This is a genomic window from Ruegeria sp. YTSA075, from assembly GCF_059610245.1.
This window is the reverse complement of record NZ_JBXWNG010000001.1, coordinates 307,426-325,155: the sequence shown is the minus strand read 5'-3', so window position 1 is coordinate 325,155 and position 17,730 is coordinate 307,426. Positions and strand designations below refer to the sequence as shown.

Sequence of the window (17,730 nt, the reverse complement as noted above, 5' to 3'; positions counted from 1 at the left end):
GGGTTTGGTGTGGTGTTACGCCGCCGCCTCAGCCGCGGCGTCCAGTTCCGCCGCTTTCTTTTCAACCTCTTCCACGATGTGATCGATCATCTGATCGTTGGACATCTTGTGACTGGCCTTGCCCGCCAGATAGACCATGCCGGACCCGGCCCCACCGCCGGTAAAGCCCACATCGGTCATCAGCGCTTCACCCGGGCCATTCACCACGCAACCGATGATCGACAGGGACATCGGTGTCTTGATATGTTCCAGCCGCTGTTCCAACGCTTCAACCGTCTTGATCACGTCAAAGCCCTGACGCGCGCAGGACGGGCACGAGATGATGTTCACCCCGCGATGGCGTAGCCCCATGGATTTCAGGATCTCATACCCCACCTTGACCTCTTCCACCGGGTCGGCAGACAGGCTGACGCGGATCGTGTCCCCGATGCCCATCCACAGCAGATTGCCTAGGCCGATGGCGGATTTGATGGTGCCGCTGACCAGCCCTCCGGCCTCGGTGATGCCCAGATGGATCGGCGCGTCTGTGGCTTCGGCAATGCCCTGATAGGCGGCTGCCGACAGGAATACATCGCTGGCCTTTACGCTGATCTTGAAATTGTGAAAGTCATTGTCTTGCAGAATGCGAATATGTTCCAACCCGCTTTCAACCATCGCCTCGGGGCAGGGTTCTGCGTATTTCTCCAGCAGGTGCTTTTCCAAACTGCCCGCATTCACGCCGATCCGGATGGAACACTCGTGGTCGCGCGCGGCCTGGATGACCTCTTTCACGCGCTCTTCACTGCCGATATTGCCCGGGTTGATCCGCAGGCAGGCGGCACCTGCCTCGGCTGCCTCGATCCCGCGCCGGTAGTGAAAGTGGATATCAGCCACGATCGGCACAGGACTTTCGCGCACGATCTCTTTCAGCGCTTTGGAAGACGCCTCATCCGGCACCGACACGCGGACGATGTCTGCACCTGCCTCTGCCGCTGCCTGAACCTGCGCCACCGTCGCCGCCACATCCGTGGTCAGCGTGTTGGTCATGGTCTGAACCGCAATCGGAGCGTCACCGCCAACCGGCACGTTCCCCACCATGATTTGACGAGATTTACGACGATAGATATTCCGCCAGGGGCGTACATGATTGAGGGACATTGGGACCGGTCCGCATCTGCCTGAGTTGCGTCTTTAGATAGTCCGCCAACCGGGGTACCGCAATGGCTAGATCACTCAGAGGGCTGTTCTGCCACGTCTGTCTGCAGCTCAGCGACCAACTGCTTTAGGGCGCTGTTCTGCTCGGCCTCAAGATCGGCCACCGCATAGACATCCGACACGGCGTCCTTGGATAGAACGACACCCTTGGCGACAGTACCAGGGGCACCTGCCGGGCCAAAATGTTGGCCATCCATCGAGAAATAGACCGAACCGGACGCCCCTGCCCGCAGCTGTGGCGGCTCTTCAGTTAGGGGTACTTCGAACACATTGCCCTGTTCGACCGTGCCCAGTGTGCCTTCAAAAATCACGCTGCCATCGGCAGCCGTAACGCGCATCCAAGCCGGATCAACGGCCACGATTTTCAGGGTTGTGTCGATCTGTTCAACAACCTGTGGCAGGCTTGGGCGCTCGACGGTATGAATGTCAGCCACAACAACTTCGGGCAATTCCGGTGGGCGGAAGGTGCCCACATCACGCGGATCGAGCGTTGAGATCGGCGCATCACGTGCGACCAGAACCGGAACATCCAAGGCTTGCGGGCGATACAGGCGATCCAGCGCTTCGGTATTGACCGCCGCCGTTTCGATCTCGGCTGTATTGGTCCGGGCCGCATCCAGCGGGTCCAGATCCGACAGAACAACCGGCGCCTGTTCAACCGGGCTGACCTGCACCTGCTGAATTTTGTTCAGAACAGACCAACCGCCATAACCGATGCCTGCAATCACTGCCAACAGCACCAGCGACGAGCCAATCGCGCGCGGTTCAATCTGGCTGACCAGAGATTCCTTGCCCGGAATATAAGGCGTATTTGGCGAGATGAACGGGTCACGTCCCATCGGACCGCGTGCCAGCACATCACCGGAAGGCTTACGCACAACCGAGGCCTCGGCCGACATTCCATGCGCAACCTCAAAACCGCTTTCTTCGCAGAAGCTGGCAAAGGTCTCATCCGGATTCATGCCCAGATAGCGGGCGTAGGAACGAACATACCCGGCAATGAAGCCGGGTGTATCAAACGCGTCAGGATCGGCGTTTTCGATGGCAGCGATGTAATTGGCCTTGATCCGCAGCTCTCGCTGCACATCCAGAAGAGACTTGCCCATGGTGGCGCGTTCACCGCGCATCTGGTCACCCAGACGCACTTCGTAGTCGTCAAAGCCCTTTGGCCTGAACTCCACGCATTCCTCAGATTCGCGCTGTGATCTGCGCCCAATCATGCCTGCCGCCCCATTCTGCCTGTCACGCGTTTCGCGCTAACGCCGAATCATCCCCCATAGACGATTCGTCCGCTACTTTTGTTAGCGTAAGCTTAACACGTGGCAAATAAGTTGCACACTTTGGCGTAAGATTATCCGGCAAGTTCGGCGCGATTTAGCGCACAATGTGACCAAAGTTCGTCCATCGCCTGAACCAAGCGGTTCATTTCGCCCGGTCCATGCACAGGAGACGGCGTAAACCGCAACCGTTCGGTCCCGCGCGGAACAGTCGGGAAATTGATCGGTTGCACATAAATGCCATAGTCATCCAGCAACCGGTCGCTCAGAATTTTTGTATGGACCGGGTTGCCCACGATCACGGGCACAATGTGGCTGCCATGATCAATCAGCGGCAGTCCCATCCCTTTCAGCCGCAGTTTGAGGATCTTGGCCTGGGTTTGATGCTGCTCGCGCAACTCGGGCGCGGTTTTCAGATAGGCCACCGAGGCAGCAGCCCCCGCGGCAACCGCTGGCGGCAGAGACGTGGTGAAGATAAATCCCGGTGCGTAAGAGCGTACCGCGTCACACATCTTTTCGCTGGCGGCGATATAGCCCCCCATCACGCCATAGGCCTTGGCCAGCGTGCCGTTGATGATGTCGATACGATGAGCAAGACGGTCCCGCTCGGTCACGCCACCGCCACGTGGACCATACATGCCAACCGCATGGACCTCATCAATGTAAGTCAGCGCACCGAATTCATCGGCCAGATCGCAAATGTGTTCAATAGGACCAAAATCACCATCCATGGAATAGACCGATTCAAACGCGATCAGCTTGGGGGCGTTGGGATCATCCGCTTCCAGCAACTCACGCAGATGCTCCACATCATTGTGGCGGAAGATGCGTTTGGACCCGCCGTTGCGGCGTACGCCTTCGATCATCGAGGCATGGTTCAGCGCGTCGGAATAGATAATAAGGCCCGGGAACAACTTTGGCAGTGTGCTGAGTGTTGCATCATTCGCAATATAGGCACTGGTGAACAGCAGGGCCGCTTCTTTGCCATGCAAATCGGCAAGCTCGGCCTCAAGCCGCTTGTGATAGACCGTGGTGCCCGAGATATTGCGGGTTCCACCAGACCCTGCGCCAGCAGCATCAACGGCTTCGTGCATCGCATCCAGAACTACCGCGTTCTGCCCCATACCCAGATAGTCATTGCCGCACCACACAGTAACATCCTGCGTTGACCCATCCGGACGCGTACGCACCGCATGAGGGAAATGTCCCTTGCGGCGTTCGATGTCGATGAAAGTCCGGTAACGTCCTTCGTCATGCAGCCTGGCAATCGCTGTATCGAGCTGAGCAGTATAGTCCAAAGGACCCTCCTTGGCCGCCCGGTGAACGGTCAGAAAACCGGGCATATTCTTTCCAGCGTCACAGCTTGCACTGTCTAGGACGCGTTTTCATTCACCTGTTAGTCGGCCTATCGCCAACGGGTAAACCCAACTTTGATTTGCATCAAATACAGCCTTGTTCCCGCCTCGACAAGTAAAGTTGCGGATATCTGGCGCGAGGAAACGACGCAGGCACCATGCGATCTTTTGGACAGTTTCTGATATGAAGGTCAGTTTACGCAGCCGGTTGACTGGACCTTGGCGACGACACTGATAGATTTCCGCACAAACAGTGCACCACAAAGGAACCCTTCATGTCTTTAGACTCAGTGCTCAACCGGATCGACGATGACCTGCAAAGCGCGATCGACCGCTTGATGGAACTGCTGCGCATCCCTTCGATCTCGACCGATCCTGCCTACAAGGAGCAGGTTGATCAGGCTGCCGATTGGTTGGTCAGGGATTTGCAAAGCATTGGTATTCAAGCCGAAAAACGAGAAACACCAGGCCATCCGATGGTTGTAGGCCATGTGGGCGAAGGGCAAGACGGACCGCATGTTTTGTTCTATGGCCATTACGACGTGCAGCCTGTCGATCCGCTGAACTTGTGGAATCGAGATCCGTTTGATCCGGCCCTCGAAGATACAGAGCATGGGCAGGTCATCCGCGGGCGCGGATCCTCGGACGACAAGGGCCAGTTGATGACATTTGTCGAGGCCTGCCGCGCCTGGAAAGCGGTTCACGGCACCCTGCCCTGCCGCATCACATTTTTCTTCGAGGGTGAAGAGGAATCCGGCTCACCCTCTCTGGTGCCGTTTCTGGAAGCCAACAAGGACGAATTGCAGGCCGATCTGGCACTGGTCTGCGATACCTCGATGGTGTCGCGGGGGGGGCCGTCGATTGCTTCGCAACTGCGCGGGATGCTCAAGGATGAATTCACTATCGTGGGGCCGCGTATCGACCTGCATTCGGGCCACTATGGCGGTCCCGGCCTGAACCCGCTGCGCGAGCTTTCGAAAATCGTGGATTCATTCTACGACGATGAGACCGGCCGCGTTGCCGTGGAAGGCTTCTACGAAGGCGTCCACGAAGTGCCTGCCGAGCAGTTGCGCCAATGGCAGAATTGCGGGTTTGACGAAGCCGAGTACCTGAATTCGGTCGGCTACAGCCAACCGCATGGGGAAAAGGGCTATTCCACGCTTGAACAGCAATGGGCCCGGCCAACGCTCGAGGTGAACGGGCTTTGGGGTGGCTACAACGGTGCAGGTTCAAAAACGGTCATCCCATCCGAGGCGCATTGCAAGATCACCTGCCGCCTGGTGGGTGACATGGATCCGGACGCGCTGCGTGACAAAATCCGCAAACATGTCGAAGATCGCCTGTCACCAGATGCCAAGGTCGTATGGGACAGCGATCTGGAAGGATCGCCAGCCTCGGTCATGAATCTGAACCGGCCTGAATTCGAAGCCGCACGCGGCGCGCTGTCTGACGAATGGGGCCGCGAGGCGGTCTTTACCGGGATGGGCGGCTCTATCCCCGTTGTCGGTTACTTCAATACCGTGCTTGGGCTGGATTCCATGCTGGTTGGTTATGCCAATGACGATGATGCCATCCATTCACCCAACGAAAAATACGACGTCAAAAGCTTCCACAAGGGCATCCGTTCCTGGGCGCGCATTCTGGACGCTTTGAATAAGTAAGTCTTTTGCGAGGCTCTGCCTCGCGCTCCGAGGTATTTGGGAACAGAAGAAGTTCGGATACCCTGCTTCTTCTGTTTGAAAATACCTCGGGGGAGTCGTGGCTTGCCGCGACGGGGGCAGAGCCCCCTTCCCTCACATGTGGATTACGCGCCCATAGGCATCCAGCACGGCTTCGTGCATCATCTCTGACAAGGTCGGATGCGGGAAGACGGTGTTCATCAGGTCCTCTTCCGTGGTCTCCAACTGGCGGCCAACCACATAGCCCTGTATCAGTTCCGTGACTTCTGCACCAATCATATGCGCACCCAGCAGTTCTCCCGTCTTGGCGTCAAAGACGGTTTTGATCAGACCTTCGGGTTCGCCCAATGCGATGGCCTTGCCATTGCCGATGAAGGGAAAGCGACCGACTTTGATGTCGTAGCCCAACTCTTTGGCTTTGGCCTCACTATATCCGACCGAGGCGACCTGAGGCTGGCAATACGTACAGCCTGCGATGCTTTCGGGCTTTACCGGATGCGCATGCTTGCCCGCGATCAGGTCCGCGACCATGACGCCTTCGTGGCTCGCCTTATGCGCCAGCCAAGGCGCGCCTGCGATATCGCCAATGGCATAGAGACCCTCGACGCCGGTGCGGCAATATTCATCCGTGATCACATGTGTCCTGTCGATTTTCACACCCAGAGCCTCAAGCCCAAGGTTTTCGACATTGCCGACGATACCAACAGCTGAGATCACGGTGTCGAAATCGTGTTTCTCGATCTTGCCCTTCACCTCGATATGCGCGGTGACTTTGCCTTTGGCGCGGTCTAGTTGCTTAACCATCGCCTTTTCCATGATGGTCATGCCTTGTTTGGTGAAGGCTTTCTTGGCAAAGGCACTGATCTCGGCATCTTCGACAGGCAGCACGCGATCCATCACTTCGACCACGGTCGTATCCGCACCCAGTGTATTGTAGAAGCTGGCGAATTCGATACCAATGGCGCCGGACCCGATAACCAGCAGCTTCTTGGGCATCCGCGGCGGTTGCAGCGCATGTTTGTATGTCCAGACCAGATCACCATCGGCCTCCAACCCCGGCAATTCACGCGCACGCGCGCCGGTGGCCAGCACGATATTCTTGGCCGTCAGCTCTTCGGTGCCTTTGTCGGTTTTGACAGTGACCTTACCTTTGGCGGGGATCGTCGCCTCCCCCATCACGACGGTCACTTTGTTTTTCTTCAACAGGTGTCCGATGCCGCCCGAAAGCTGCCCCGCTACACCGCGAGACCGTTTGACGACTGCGTCCAGATCATATCCGATCTTGTCCGCCTTCAGGCCAAAATCCTTGGCGCGCTCCATCAGGTGAAACACCTCAGACGAGCGCAGCAGCGCCTTGGTCGGGATACAGCCCCAGTTCAGGCAGATGCCGCCCAGGTGCTCTCGTTCTACCACGCAGGTCTTCAGACCCAACTGCGCGGCGCGGATTGCAGCGACATAGCCTCCCGGACCAGCCCCGATAACGATCAGATCAAAAGATTGTGCAGCCATGTGTCCCTCTCGGCGCAGGTCGAACGAAATTTAGTTTACCATTAAACTACTTTTCAAAGCGCATCAACACAGCACATCCGCGACAAAAGCGACGCGGAGAACCAGCAGCGGAAAGGCGCTGTTTTCAGCCTATACCCGGGACTGCCCAAAGGCTAGAACAGAAGAGCCTTGGGCGGTTTCACAGTCTCAACCCCAGTTTATTCGAAAGGCTTACCATGGCCAAAACATTGAAAGATCTTTTGCTCGCACTGCTCAATGCCACCCTAATCCTGGTGGCACTTTGCCTGTTCCTGGGCTGGAAGCTGGCTTCGAGTGTGGAAAACATCTCGGCGAATTTTTCGGATGTCACTCAAATCGTTGCGCCACTGCGCGACGAAGCGCAGGGCATTCGCGGAGAGCTTGCAGCCCTGCGCAGCGAACTGGCGGCTCTGCCAACGGATGGCAGCGCATTGGATACAGCCACCGTGCAGCGTATTTCCGCGACCCTGAACCGTTTGGACGCGATTGAAGACAATTTGAAATCTGCTCAGACCCGGTTCTCCGACCTGGCCGAAGAACCTGATGTGTTGGTAGAGACGGCCATCACCACCGCAGGCGATGTGATCGCCGAGAAGGTTCTGGCCATTCGCGGATGCGTGCCCGAGGATTAACCCCCGGCCTGCAACTCCCGCACCGTCGAGCCGTAGCCGCCCATGCTGACATATGCCATTTCATGTTCGGTGGAGTGGCGCGACAAAGCCTCGTTCCGATAAGGGAAGCGACCAAATTTGCGGATCACCTCGCGATGGGCGCGCGCGTGCAGCAGATTGCTTGGGTCGCCGCTAAGGTTCTGGCAAATCAGGCGGACACAGCGTTCCTGATCACACAGGTTTTCCGAATGCATCATCGGCAGATAGAAGAACTGCCGCGCCGGTTCGTCGATCTTAAGGTCCCAGCCTTTATCTACCGCGCATTTGGCTGCGGCCAGCGCTGCCCGATCGGTTGAAAAGGCCCGGGCACTGCCCCGGAACATGTTGCGTGGAAACTGGTCGGTCAGAATGATGTATGCCAAGGAACCGCTGGGATAAGTCAGCCAAAGCGAGAACTTGCCTTCGCTCGATGCTTCCCATGTCTTCAGGAAGCGGTCGCGGATTTTTGCGTCCAAGGCGTCATCCTGCAGATACCAGCCATCTGGACCAACTTCATCTAACCAAAAACTCAGTACGTCTTCAGGCCCTACCATTGCCCTTAACTCCGTCTTGTGCCCTCCCCAGGGACGTAACGTCATTTATGGCCATTTTACAGATTTGTGACAGTAAAATATTGCAACATTTGCGACATATTTTCGTGTCCTAAGCCGTTTCTTGCGCATCCTGTTCGGCTTCGGCGGCTTCGATGGCAACTTCTTGTGCAACTTCAAACGCCACGGGCGAGGCTGTGGGATAAAGCGGCGACATCGAACCGGTCTCGTCGACAGGAACAGTCGGGCGTTGCGTGGTCCGGTAGAGCGCATAGATCGCGGTCATGAACAGCAAAGCAGCAAGGAACAGGAAAAAGCCCTGCGGGCCAAAGACGTCATCGCCCATCAGCCAACCGGTGATCAGCGGGCCTGTAACAGCGCCCAAGCCGTTGATGAACACCAGTCCGCCGGACGCGGCGGCCATGTCTTCATGTTCCAGAAAATCATTCGCATGTGCGATCAGTAGTGAATAGAGCGGGTTTGACAGCCCACCTATGACAAAGGCCGAGCCCAGCAGAATAGGATAGGTCACGCCATAGATCATGCCGACCGCGGCACCTACTCCGCCAGCGACCGAAACCAGCGTGATCAGCAGGCGGCGGTCCATCCGATCCGAGAACCAGCCGAGCGGGTATTGGAAGACAACCGCGCCCACATAAAACGAGGCCACAAAGGTCGAGATTTCGAACAGCGACAAACCGGCCCGCGCGCCGTAAACCGCCGACATGCCAAACTGGGCCGAAAACACGCCGCCCAACAGGAACATGCCTACACAGGCCAGGGGTGATTTATCCAGCAACTCGCGCAATGTCATCGGCTTTGTTGAATCAAACGCAGGCGTTGGCGAGATCGACAGCAAAATCGGGGCAAAAGAGATGGAAACCAAAATCGAGGCAATGACAAAGGTCTGATAACCAGCCGGATCCCCGAGCAGAACCAGACCTTGCGCACTGATGATGCCGGTCATCTGAACGATCATATATAGAGACAGAGCCTGACCGCGGTTTTCATTACTGGCCGCGTTGTTCAACCAGCTTTCGGCGGTCACATACACGCCCGAGAAACAGAACCCGATCACAACGCGGCCCAGCACCCACGCAATCGGGTCGGTCAGCATCGGATACATGATCATGACCGCCGAGATGAACGAGGCCAACGCCGCAAAGACCCGCACATGGCCAACACGGCGGATCATCTCGGGTGCCAGACGCGATCCACCCAGAAAGCCCACAAAATAGGCGGACATTACAAAAGACATCTCAAGCGTCGAGAACCCTTCGATCTCGCCTCGCACACCCAGGATCGTGCCCTGCAGGCCATTGCCGATCATCAGCAACCCCATTCCGAGCAACAGCGCCCAAGCGCTGGACAGGACCTGAAACATTGGGGCCTCCGATGAAATGCCGATCAGATATTGGATTCGTTGGTGGAATCAAAAACCACCACAGTCGCGCTTGTCTACGACATTCCTGTCGCTTGCCGTCTGAAACGCGGCCCTCACGGGATCAAAAGCGACGAATCCCCATAAGAGAAAAAACGGTAACTCCGAGCGATTGCATGATCATAAACCCGACGCATGCGGTCCTGCCCCATCAACGCAGAAACCAACATCAACAACGTTGATTTAGGCAGGTGGAAATTGGTCATGAGTGCGTCAGTCACATGGAACTTGAAACCGGGATAAATGAAGATGTCGGTCTCACCTTCCCAGGCTGCGATCTGTCCGCCGCGCGCGGCGCTTTCGATCAGACGCAGGGCTGTGGTGCCCACCGGGATAACGCGTCCGCCTGCGGCTTTGGTCGCCCTGATCTCAGCAGCGGCTTCGGGGCTGACCCTGCCCCATTCCGCATGCATTTTGTGGGTGGTCACGTCCTCGACCTTTACCGGCAGAAACGTACCTGCGCCCACATGCAATGTCACATGGCTGAAGGTGACACCGCGCACGGTCAAAGCCTGCATCAGCGCGTCATCAAAGTGCAGTGAGGCGGTTGGTGCGGCCACGGCACCCGCGTTTTGGGCCCAGATGGTCTGGTAGTCGGTTTTGTCCTGCTCATCCGCCGGGCGTTTGGCGGCAATGTAAGGCGGCAGTGGCATCGCACCCGCCTGTTCCAAAGCCGCGTCGAAGTCATCGCCTGTCAGGTTGAACCGCAGACAGGCTTGACCATCCTCAACCCGATCCAACACCGCTGACAGATCATCTGAAAAGACAATCTCCTCTCCTGGTTTCACCTTTTTCAAAGGTTTGACCAACGCGGTCCAGCAGCCATCTGACTGCGGCTCCAGCAAGGTTGCTTCGATCGCGGCAGAGACTGGACCCTGCGCACTGTCACGATGCCTGCGACCGCTCAACCGCGCCGGGATCACCCGTGTGTCGTTCAGTACAAGGCGATCGCCGGGCTGCAGCCAATCGGGCAGATCGAAGACATGGCTATCAGTGACGACATCCCCTTGCGCGATCAGCAAACGCGCTGAAGATCGCGGAATGGCGGGCCGTGTGGCAATCAGGTCTTCGGGCAGGTGGAAATCAAAATCGCTGAGTTTCATGGCGGCGCCTTACAAGGCCAGGACAGATTCGGCCATATCCCGGATCAGTTGTCCCGAGGCGGCGATCCAAAGGTCCGCTTTGGCTCATCCGGTTTCTGGCGCTGCGCATTCGGCCCGTCCGACACGGTGGGTGCCGGCGGACGCAACAGATTGCGCAGGAACAACGGGGCCAATCCGGACAACGGGTTCACTGACACTTTCGGCGCGCTTAGTGGGCCGGTGAGAGAGTAGTTGAAACCGATGATCCCCTCACCCTTGCGGGTCAACACGCTGCCGATGGCATTCACCAGATAGATCGGTGAGATTGCACCCCGCAAATTCAGCCTGCCGTTCACCGTGTCAATGATGCCGTCAAAAGACAGCCCCATGGACGGGCCGACGGCGCTGCCGCTTAGCACTTTGATTTCGGTCGGTGTCAGCCGCATCCGGCTGTCGATGGATGAGAAGAAGATGCCCTGCCCCGCCATCTCATCCAGCAGGCCAACAAGGCTGATAGCATTCAGCAGCGCCGCCATGGCCGGGGCGTCGGTGATGCGAGTGTTCACGATCTTGAGGATTACGTCATAGCTGTCGGGCGCGGTCACCGGCTCAAGTTGCAGGTTCAGCTCGCCCCCCTTTGCTTGCGTCAGCACCCCGGCAGCGCGCAAAACGGCCCCTGCGTCGTCAGAGGTCAGGCTCACAGCGCTGCGATTGCCGCGCGGCGTCACCTGCCCCTGAACCGCAGCGTCCCCGTTCACGCGCGCCCGAAAGCGTCCATTGACCCCGCCGGTGGTTTGAAACACCCCCTTAAATCCGGTCAACGCCACGGTTTCGGTGACCTGCAACCGATCCAGCGTGACATCCACCTGTGAACCCTGGCCTGAACCGCCTTCGGCCCCGTTGCTCGCGCCGAATTGCGCGCGGCCCAGGTTCAGCACGCCCCCCAACACGCGAATATCGGGCGGCCCCGTCTCGCGCCCGATCAGCACCGCCGGGACGGCCAGCCAATCGCCTAAGTCAAACGAGCTAAAGCTGACGCGATCAAACGCCCCGTCTTCGCGGAAGGAAATCGCACCATTGGCCCGCAACCCCGCCGCATCCAGTTGCAAGCTGTTGACGCTCAGTTGATCCCCCAAGGTCGCGTCGGCGCTCAGCGTTCCGGTGCTGCCCGCCGCTTTGCGCCAGCTGAGTTCCGGGATGGCGAGCGCAACACCCCGCAGATCAGACCTGGCCGACAGTTTTGGAGGTTCCCCCGCACCGATCCCAAGCGTGATATCGGCCGTGCCTTTGCCTGTCAGCATCCCGCGTGGCAGGCCCGCCTTCAGCGTTTCCATCAGTTTGGGAGACAGCTCAATCTGACCGGTCAATTCGCTGCGCTGCGCAGTTTCGCCATCGATGGGTTGCCGCCAGATAGCCTCGATCGGCACATCGCCAAACCGGCCCGGTCCTGCGATCAGAACGCCGGTTTGATCGCCACTGAGGCGCAGGGTATCAGCGGTAACGGAAAATCCGGGAACCAGCCGGTCGCTGCTTAGGTTGTCCAGATTGCCATCGAAATGGAACTGAGTGTCCTGAAACTTTAGCTCTTTTTTCAACGGCAAGGATAACGTGCCACTCAGTGCAACGGAACCACCGGCCAGATCAACCGGCAAATTGGCTTTGCTCAGCAAAGACAGCGGCGGTCGATCCAGCAGCGACAGCGCGGCTGTCACACTGCCCGATGCCTTGATCCGGGCGATGGCCGGGGCGGATTTCTTGATATCCGTATCCGGAATAATGAAGGACGTCCCTGACGCATCCACCGCGCCACCTGCATCCGCAACGACAACCCCGCTCTGTGCCGTCGCGGTAAACCTGTTGTTTATCAGGATGGCCTGTCCTTGCGCGTTTTCAATCGGGGGCAGCGTTTTGACAAACCGGATCGTTGCGTCTTCGAACCCGAAATCCAGATAAAGGTCCGGTTTCGATCCGGGTCGCAGGCGCAGCGCGAAATCCATATCCGAGAGCTTGCCCTGATACAGGTTCTTCGTGACCCATTCGCGTGGCTTCGGGGCCAGACGTTCAGGCCAATAGCCAAGCACCTGATCCGAAGTCATGCGATCCAGATGAGCGTCCAGATCGACAGACCAGCCATCCTCAAGGCCGATTAGCTCACCTGATGCGCGCACGCGATGTTCGCCGTCTTCGACGGTTATCTGCCCAAGGCGCAGCTTGAACGGCGCAAAGGTCATTTTGAAATCAAGATCCGCCTGCCGCAGCTTCAATGCCTCGGGGAACAGCCCCGCCGGGTTGGCATCTATGCCGGTGAAGCGGAGCTGCGCATCAAGGCTGTCGAGCGTACCGTTTTCGACGCCTTGCAAATAGGCCTTACCGGAGGCCTGCACCGACCCCCAAGCCGAGACAACCGATACTTCGTTAAAATCGATCTCCTGTCGCGTGGGCTCATAAGTGAAATAGGTCCGGGCCGAGTCAAACGGAACCGGGCGCGTTTCAGGTGTCGGCTGCACCACACCGGCGCCGAGATTGAGCGTTGCAAACAGCGGGCCCACCGCGCCGTCGCCATCGATGCTGCCACGCAAAGCGCCCGAGATTGGCGTGCGTAAGACCTGCAGCCATGCCAGCGCAGGGCTTTGGCCATAGACATCTTCGGCAGGTAGATCCGTGATCGTGACCCCGAACCGCGCCTCGGGTGTGCCCAGAACGCTCGTGTAATTGGCCTCGATCCCGCTGACAAAATCGCGCCCAGATAGCACCGAGAACCCGGTTGCCAGTCGCATCTCGTTGTCGTTGCGGGTGATCTGGATATGCCCGCCATCCATGATCCAGGACCGACCCAGTCGCAGATCCCGATAGTCCAGCGTAATCGCATCCAGCCGGACAGATGTCAGCGCTGAGAGCATCGGAGACAAAAAGACATCATCCGAGGTTTCGATCAGCTGCGCCAGATTGGGGGCCTGCTGAACCGGTGAACTGTCCGTGCCGACCGTGAGGGTCAGCGCCCCATCCAGCCCCCGCGTCAACGAAATCTGAGCACCGCTCAGCAAGATGCGCTTGGGACGTACATTGCCGCGCAGCAGCGGGCGCATGGCCAGGCTCGCCCGCATGTCCGACACTTGCGCGATTTGCTGGCCTGCCGCATCCGCGATGCTGACATCGGTCAGGCGCAGGCGTGGGCGCCAGCCTTCATTGATGATAAAACTGACATCGCCAAACCGAACCTGCAGCCCGCCAAGGCTTTGTTCTAGCCGCGCTTCGACCCGATCCCGCACCCAGGCCGGGGCGTGCACACGCTGACCGATCAGCATAAAGCCTGCAACCAGCGCCAGCACCACCAGCAGCACGGCCCCGCGCATGGCCCAGAGCCCTGTAACCCTGCGGCGCGAGCGGCGACGCGGGGCAGGTTCCGGCGGATCGCCCCCTTGCTGTTCCTGCTGCGCTAAATTGCTGTCCACGCCTTTTAACCCGCTGATATCGCCCTATGATGTCGGGCAGCCCTTAAAACCCTACTGCGGAGTTTCCAATGCCCGACATTTCAGACATGGCCCCCGATTTCACCCTGCCTCGTGACGGAGGCGGCGAAGTCACCCTATCGGACCTGCGTGGCACAACCGTCGTTTTGTTTTTCTATCCCCGCGATGATACGCCGGGCTGCACCAAGGAATCCATCGGTTTCTCGGAACACCTTCAGGCCTTTGCCGATGCGGGTGCTCAAGTTTTTGGCATCTCGCGCGACAGTGTTGCCAAACATGACAAGTTTGTCGCCAAGCACGGGCTGACGACGCCGCTTTTGTCCGATGAAAACTCGATCGTCTGCGAAGACTATGGCGTTTGGGTTGAAAAGAATATGTATGGCCGCAAATCAATGGGCATCGAACGGTCCACATTCATCATCGACGGCGAAGGCCGCATCGCGCAGCTTTGGCGCAAGGTCAAAGTGCCCGGCCATGTTGATGCCGTGCTGGATGCTGTTCGGGCGATGTAAGCCCCTCGACCCCGGCGGCCATCCGGTTTATGCCGCAGCCCTGCAATTATCAGGCGGAGCGTTCCCGTGCCAAAAACACTGACCCAGATGGCCACCGAGGTTCTGACAACAGCGGATGGGCGAGAAAAAACCGCCCTTTCGAAACGCCACGCCGCGGCCTGGTTTGACGCCCGCAAGGGTGAGGCCGAGGCGATCGAGATCGGCACCACAACGCCCCCGTTGCAACCTGCGCGCCCGGACAAACCCGAATTGCTGTCTCCTCGCGAAGTGCCCAAGCGCAAACCAGGAACCGAGGCCGGGCGGATCGCCCTGCTGCACGCCGTAGCTCATATCGAACTGAACGCGGTTGATCTGCATTGGGATATCATCGCCCGGTTCGGACATGTCCCTATGCCCATCGGTTTCTATGACGATTGGGTGAAATGCGCCGAGGAAGAGTCGCGCCATTTTGAAATGGTCTGCGACTGCCTCGAACAGATGGGCAGCTCTTACGGCGCCCTGCCCGCCCATGCGGGCATGTGGCGTGCGGCCGAAGACACGGCAGAGGACCTGATGGGGCGTCTGGCCGTCGTGCCCATGGTGCTGGAAGCCCGCGGGCTGGACGTGACACCAGGCATGATCGACATCTTCCGCAAGGCCAAGGCGGATCAGGCCATCGCTTCGCTGGAAGTGATCTACGCAGAAGAGGTCGGGCATGTGGCCTATGGGTCCAAATGGTTCCATTTCCTTTGCGGGCGCGAGAATGCAGACCCCAAGGATGTGTTCCACACGTTGGTACGACGTTATTTCCACGGCGCCCTAAAACCGCCCTTCAACGAAGAGAAACGCGCCGAGGCCGGATTGCCACCGGATTTCTATTGGCCCCTCACCGAAGACTTACCCCAGCCTGGCACCGTCTCAGATTGATCCGAAGGGGTTAATTTCGGCAAATTCCTGCCGATGACACGGGGTAATTCCGCAAGCTTCGCATCAAATTGGTCAGCAAACTTGCCCGATGTCCCGGTCCGCTTTATGAAATCCCCCCAAGGGACGGAGATTGCACCACGACCGGTCCCGATCTTGGGGATGAGAGGTAAGACGCGTGAGAACACGTCTGGCAATAAAGTTTCACTCATGGCTTGAACGCCGTTTCCCGGAACGTCGGGTTTTTCTTAAATCAGATCAGGACACCCGGTTTATCCGGCTCAGCTCCGAAACGCAGGTGATTGCCGTTGCCGGTGTTGCAGTGATTGTTGGCTGGACCGCCCTGTCGACCGCGATCCTGCTGATGGATAGCATTGGTTCAGGCAACTTCCGAGAACAGGCGAAACGCGATCAGGCCACCTATCAGGAACGGCTGAACATATTATCGGCTGAACGGGACGCCCGCGCACAGGAAGCGCTGGCCGCACAGGACCGGTTCAATGCGGCCCTTGCGCAGATTTCAGCAATGCAATCGGAACTGCTGGCTTCAGAAAACCGCCGCCGCGAATTGGAAACCGGGATCGAGGTGATCCAGACCACCTTGCGCTCGACCATGAAACAGCGCGAAGAGGTACGCACCGAACTGACCGAGCTGAAGAAGGACAGCGACGGAACAGGGATGTATCTGGCGTCGGTCGGCGACCCGGCGCAGATGGAATTCATGACCGACGCTTTGGCACGCACCGCCGAAGAACGCGACCAGATCGCCGCCGACGCGCAGACCGCACTGGATCAGCGCGACGAGTTGGAACTTGAAATCCGCCTGATGCAGGAACGCAGCGACGAGATCTTCCGCCAATTGGAAGAGGCGATGGTGATCTCGGTCGAGCCTCTGGACAAAATGTTCCGTCAGGCAGGCATGCCAACAGATCGTATCATCGAAGAGGTCCGGCGCGGATATAGCGGTATGGGCGGTCCGCTGACCCCTTTATCCTTCAGCAGCCGCGGCGATGAAGAGCTGACGGCTGACGAAATCCGGGCCAACAAACTGCTGCAACAGATGGATCAGTTGAACCTGTACCGTCTGGCTGCCGAAAAAGCGCCATTTGCCAATCCCGTGCATTCCGCCGTGCGCTTTACCAGCGGTTTCGGCTCGCGCCGCGATCCAAAAACCGGCGGTCGCCGGATGCATAATGGCGTCGATTTTGCAGGTCCGCAGGGCACCGATATCTTTGCGACGGCCGATGGGGTGGTCACCCATGCCGGCTGGCAATCGGGCTTTGGCCGCCTTGTGAAGATCAAACATGCCTTCGGGATTGAGACACTTTATGCCCATAACACCAAGATCAACGTGAAGGTCGGCCAAAGGGTCTCGCGCGGGGATCATATTGCTGATATGGGTAGCACCGGACGGTCCACCGGCACGCATCTGCACTATGAAGTGCGCGTGAACGGTAAACCTGTAAACCCAATGACTTACATCAAGGCTGCGAGAAATGTTTTCTAAGAGCAAAATCAACGAGCCCGCATCCAAGGAAACTGAGGCGGCGAAACCTGCTGCTCCGGCGACCCCGGCGGCCCCTGCCCCATCCGAGACCAAGGCCAGCACCGCGCCCAAACCAAAGCCGCCCGCATCGGTTCTGTCTTCGGACCTGCATATCACGGGCAACATCAAGACAACCGGCGACATTCAGGTTGAGGGCACTGTCGAAGGCGACATCCGCGCGCATCTGCTGACCATTGGTGAAACCGCGACCATCAAGGGCGAAGTCACCGCCGATGACGTTGTGGTCAATGGCCGTATCGTGGGTCGCGTGCGTGGTCTGAAGGTGCGCCTGACATCGACCGCACGTGTCGAAGGCGACATCATTCACAAGACCATCGCCATCGAAAGCGGCGCGCATTTCGAAGGTTCGGTCCAGCGTCAGGACGATCCGCTGAACCCCGGTCGCAGCGGCAAATCTGGCGGCAACCCTGCGGCGGATGTCAAGCAGTAAGCCAGACGCGAAACAGATGTCTGAAACGCCGTGGGACGATCCCGCGGCGTTTTTCTTTTGGCACTCGATTTGCGTTTCCCGCCGGGCAGGAA

The 17,730-nt window shown here is 58.4% G+C and carries 14 protein-coding genes; 6 read left to right on the top strand and 8 right to left on the bottom strand.

The annotated features are described in order from the left end of the window. Positions 1-15 precede the first annotated feature (15 nt). The 3 genes from ispG to hemA all read right to left on the bottom strand — a co-directional run bounded on the left by ispG (position 16) and on the right by hemA (position 3,769). Positions 16-1,137, bottom strand: coding sequence for a flavodoxin-dependent (E)-4-hydroxy-3-methylbut-2-enyl-diphosphate synthase (ispG, locus tag AC2FGE_RS01685; protein WP_496817451.1), 1,122 nt, complete (start codon positions 1,135-1,137; stop codon positions 16-18). A gap of 71 nt (positions 1,138-1,208) precedes the next feature. Continuing rightward, positions 1,209-2,414, bottom strand: coding sequence for a helix-turn-helix domain-containing protein (locus tag AC2FGE_RS01680; protein ID WP_496817450.1), 1,206 nt, complete (start codon positions 2,412-2,414; stop codon positions 1,209-1,211). 131 nt (positions 2,415-2,545) lie between these two features. Further along, positions 2,546-3,769, bottom strand: a complete 1,224-nt coding sequence (gene hemA / locus AC2FGE_RS01675; RefSeq protein WP_496817449.1) for a 5-aminolevulinate synthase — start codon at positions 3,767-3,769, stop codon at positions 2,546-2,548. Between the two features lie 332 nt (positions 3,770-4,101). Between hemA and AC2FGE_RS01670 the strand changes: the two genes are divergently transcribed. Further along, complete coding sequence (locus AC2FGE_RS01670; protein WP_496817448.1) at positions 4,102-5,487, top strand: dipeptidase; 1,386 nt, start codon at positions 4,102-4,104, stop codon at positions 5,485-5,487. A gap of 132 nt (positions 5,488-5,619) precedes the next feature. Here the strand turns inward: AC2FGE_RS01670 and lpdA are convergent, their stop codons facing one another. Continuing rightward, positions 5,620-7,014: a dihydrolipoyl dehydrogenase gene (lpdA, locus tag AC2FGE_RS01665; RefSeq protein WP_496817447.1), complete on the bottom strand. Its 1,395-nt coding sequence runs from the start codon at positions 7,012-7,014 to the stop codon at positions 5,620-5,622. Between the two features lie 227 nt (positions 7,015-7,241). Between lpdA and AC2FGE_RS01660 the strand changes: the two genes are divergently transcribed. Further along, entirely contained in the window at positions 7,242-7,664 is a 423-nt protein-coding gene (locus AC2FGE_RS01660; protein ID WP_496817446.1) for a hypothetical protein, read from the top strand. On the opposite strand, the gene AC2FGE_RS01655 is transcribed toward AC2FGE_RS01660, so the two are convergent. The 4 genes from AC2FGE_RS01655 to AC2FGE_RS01640 all read right to left on the bottom strand — a co-directional run bounded on the left by AC2FGE_RS01655 (position 7,661) and on the right by AC2FGE_RS01640 (position 14,208). Beyond that, positions 7,661-8,236 (bottom strand): DUF924 family protein, encoded by a 576-nt coding sequence (locus AC2FGE_RS01655; protein WP_496817445.1) that lies wholly within the window; start codon positions 8,234-8,236, stop codon positions 7,661-7,663. The two genes, AC2FGE_RS01660 and AC2FGE_RS01655, sit on opposite strands and share 4 nt — an antisense overlap. A gap of 109 nt (positions 8,237-8,345) precedes the next feature. Further along, positions 8,346-9,617 carry an MFS transporter gene (locus tag AC2FGE_RS01650; protein ID WP_496817444.1) on the bottom strand — a complete coding sequence of 424 codons (1,272 nt, stop codon included), beginning with the start codon at positions 9,615-9,617 and terminating at the stop codon, positions 8,346-8,348. A 113-nt stretch (positions 9,618-9,730) separates the two neighbouring features. Further along, positions 9,731-10,777 (bottom strand): tRNA preQ1(34) S-adenosylmethionine ribosyltransferase-isomerase QueA, encoded by a 1,047-nt coding sequence (gene queA / locus AC2FGE_RS01645; protein ID WP_496817443.1) that lies wholly within the window; start codon positions 10,775-10,777, stop codon positions 9,731-9,733. Positions 10,778-10,821: 44 nt separating this feature from the next. After that, positions 10,822-14,208, bottom strand: a complete 3,387-nt coding sequence (locus tag AC2FGE_RS01640) for a YhdP family protein (protein WP_496817442.1) — start codon at positions 14,206-14,208, stop codon at positions 10,822-10,824. A gap of 68 nt (positions 14,209-14,276) precedes the next feature. On the opposite strand from AC2FGE_RS01640, the gene AC2FGE_RS01635 reads away from it, so the two are divergent. The 4 genes from AC2FGE_RS01635 (at position 14,277) to AC2FGE_RS01620 (ending at position 17,638) form a co-directional block, all read left to right on the top strand. Next, positions 14,277-14,738 (top strand): peroxiredoxin, encoded by a 462-nt coding sequence (locus tag AC2FGE_RS01635; protein ID WP_496817441.1) that lies wholly within the window; start codon positions 14,277-14,279, stop codon positions 14,736-14,738. Positions 14,739-14,825: 87 nt separating this feature from the next. Continuing rightward, positions 14,826-15,644: a ferritin-like domain-containing protein gene (locus AC2FGE_RS01630; RefSeq protein ID WP_496817724.1), complete on the top strand. Its 819-nt coding sequence runs from the start codon at positions 14,826-14,828 to the stop codon at positions 15,642-15,644. A 175-nt stretch (positions 15,645-15,819) separates the two neighbouring features. Next, entirely contained in the window at positions 15,820-17,148 is a 1,329-nt protein-coding gene (locus AC2FGE_RS01625; protein ID WP_496817440.1) for a DUF5930 domain-containing protein, read from the top strand. Then, positions 17,138-17,638, top strand: coding sequence for a bactofilin family protein (locus AC2FGE_RS01620; protein WP_480497582.1), 501 nt, complete (start codon positions 17,138-17,140; stop codon positions 17,636-17,638). Before AC2FGE_RS01625 ends, AC2FGE_RS01620 begins: the two co-directional genes overlap by 11 nt. Positions 17,639-17,730 lie beyond the last annotated feature (92 nt).

Coding starts and splice junctions, on each gene's coding strand:
- ispG (WP_496817451.1), bottom strand. CDS start 1,137: ATGTCCCTCAATCATGTACGCCCCTGGCGGAATATCTATCGTCGTAAA.
- AC2FGE_RS01680 (WP_496817450.1), bottom strand. CDS start 2,414: ATGATTGGGCGCAGATCACAGCGCGAATCTGAGGAATGCGTGGAGTTC.
- AC2FGE_RS01670 (WP_496817448.1), top strand. CDS start 4,102: ATGTCTTTAGACTCAGTGCTCAACCGGATCGACGATGACCTGCAAAGC.
- lpdA (WP_496817447.1), bottom strand. CDS start 7,014: ATGGCTGCACAATCTTTTGATCTGATCGTTATCGGGGCTGGTCCGGGA.
- AC2FGE_RS01655 (WP_496817445.1), bottom strand. CDS start 8,236: ATGGTAGGGCCTGAAGACGTACTGAGTTTTTGGTTAGATGAAGTTGGT.
- AC2FGE_RS01650 (WP_496817444.1), bottom strand. CDS start 9,617: ATGTTTCAGGTCCTGTCCAGCGCTTGGGCGCTGTTGCTCGGAATGGGG.
- queA (WP_496817443.1), bottom strand. CDS start 10,777: ATGAAACTCAGCGATTTTGATTTCCACCTGCCCGAAGACCTGATTGCC.
- AC2FGE_RS01635 (WP_496817441.1), top strand. CDS start 14,277: ATGCCCGACATTTCAGACATGGCCCCCGATTTCACCCTGCCTCGTGAC.
- AC2FGE_RS01630 (WP_496817724.1), top strand. CDS start 14,826: ATGGCCACCGAGGTTCTGACAACAGCGGATGGGCGAGAAAAAACCGCC.
- AC2FGE_RS01620 (WP_480497582.1), top strand. CDS start 17,138: ATGTTTTCTAAGAGCAAAATCAACGAGCCCGCATCCAAGGAAACTGAG.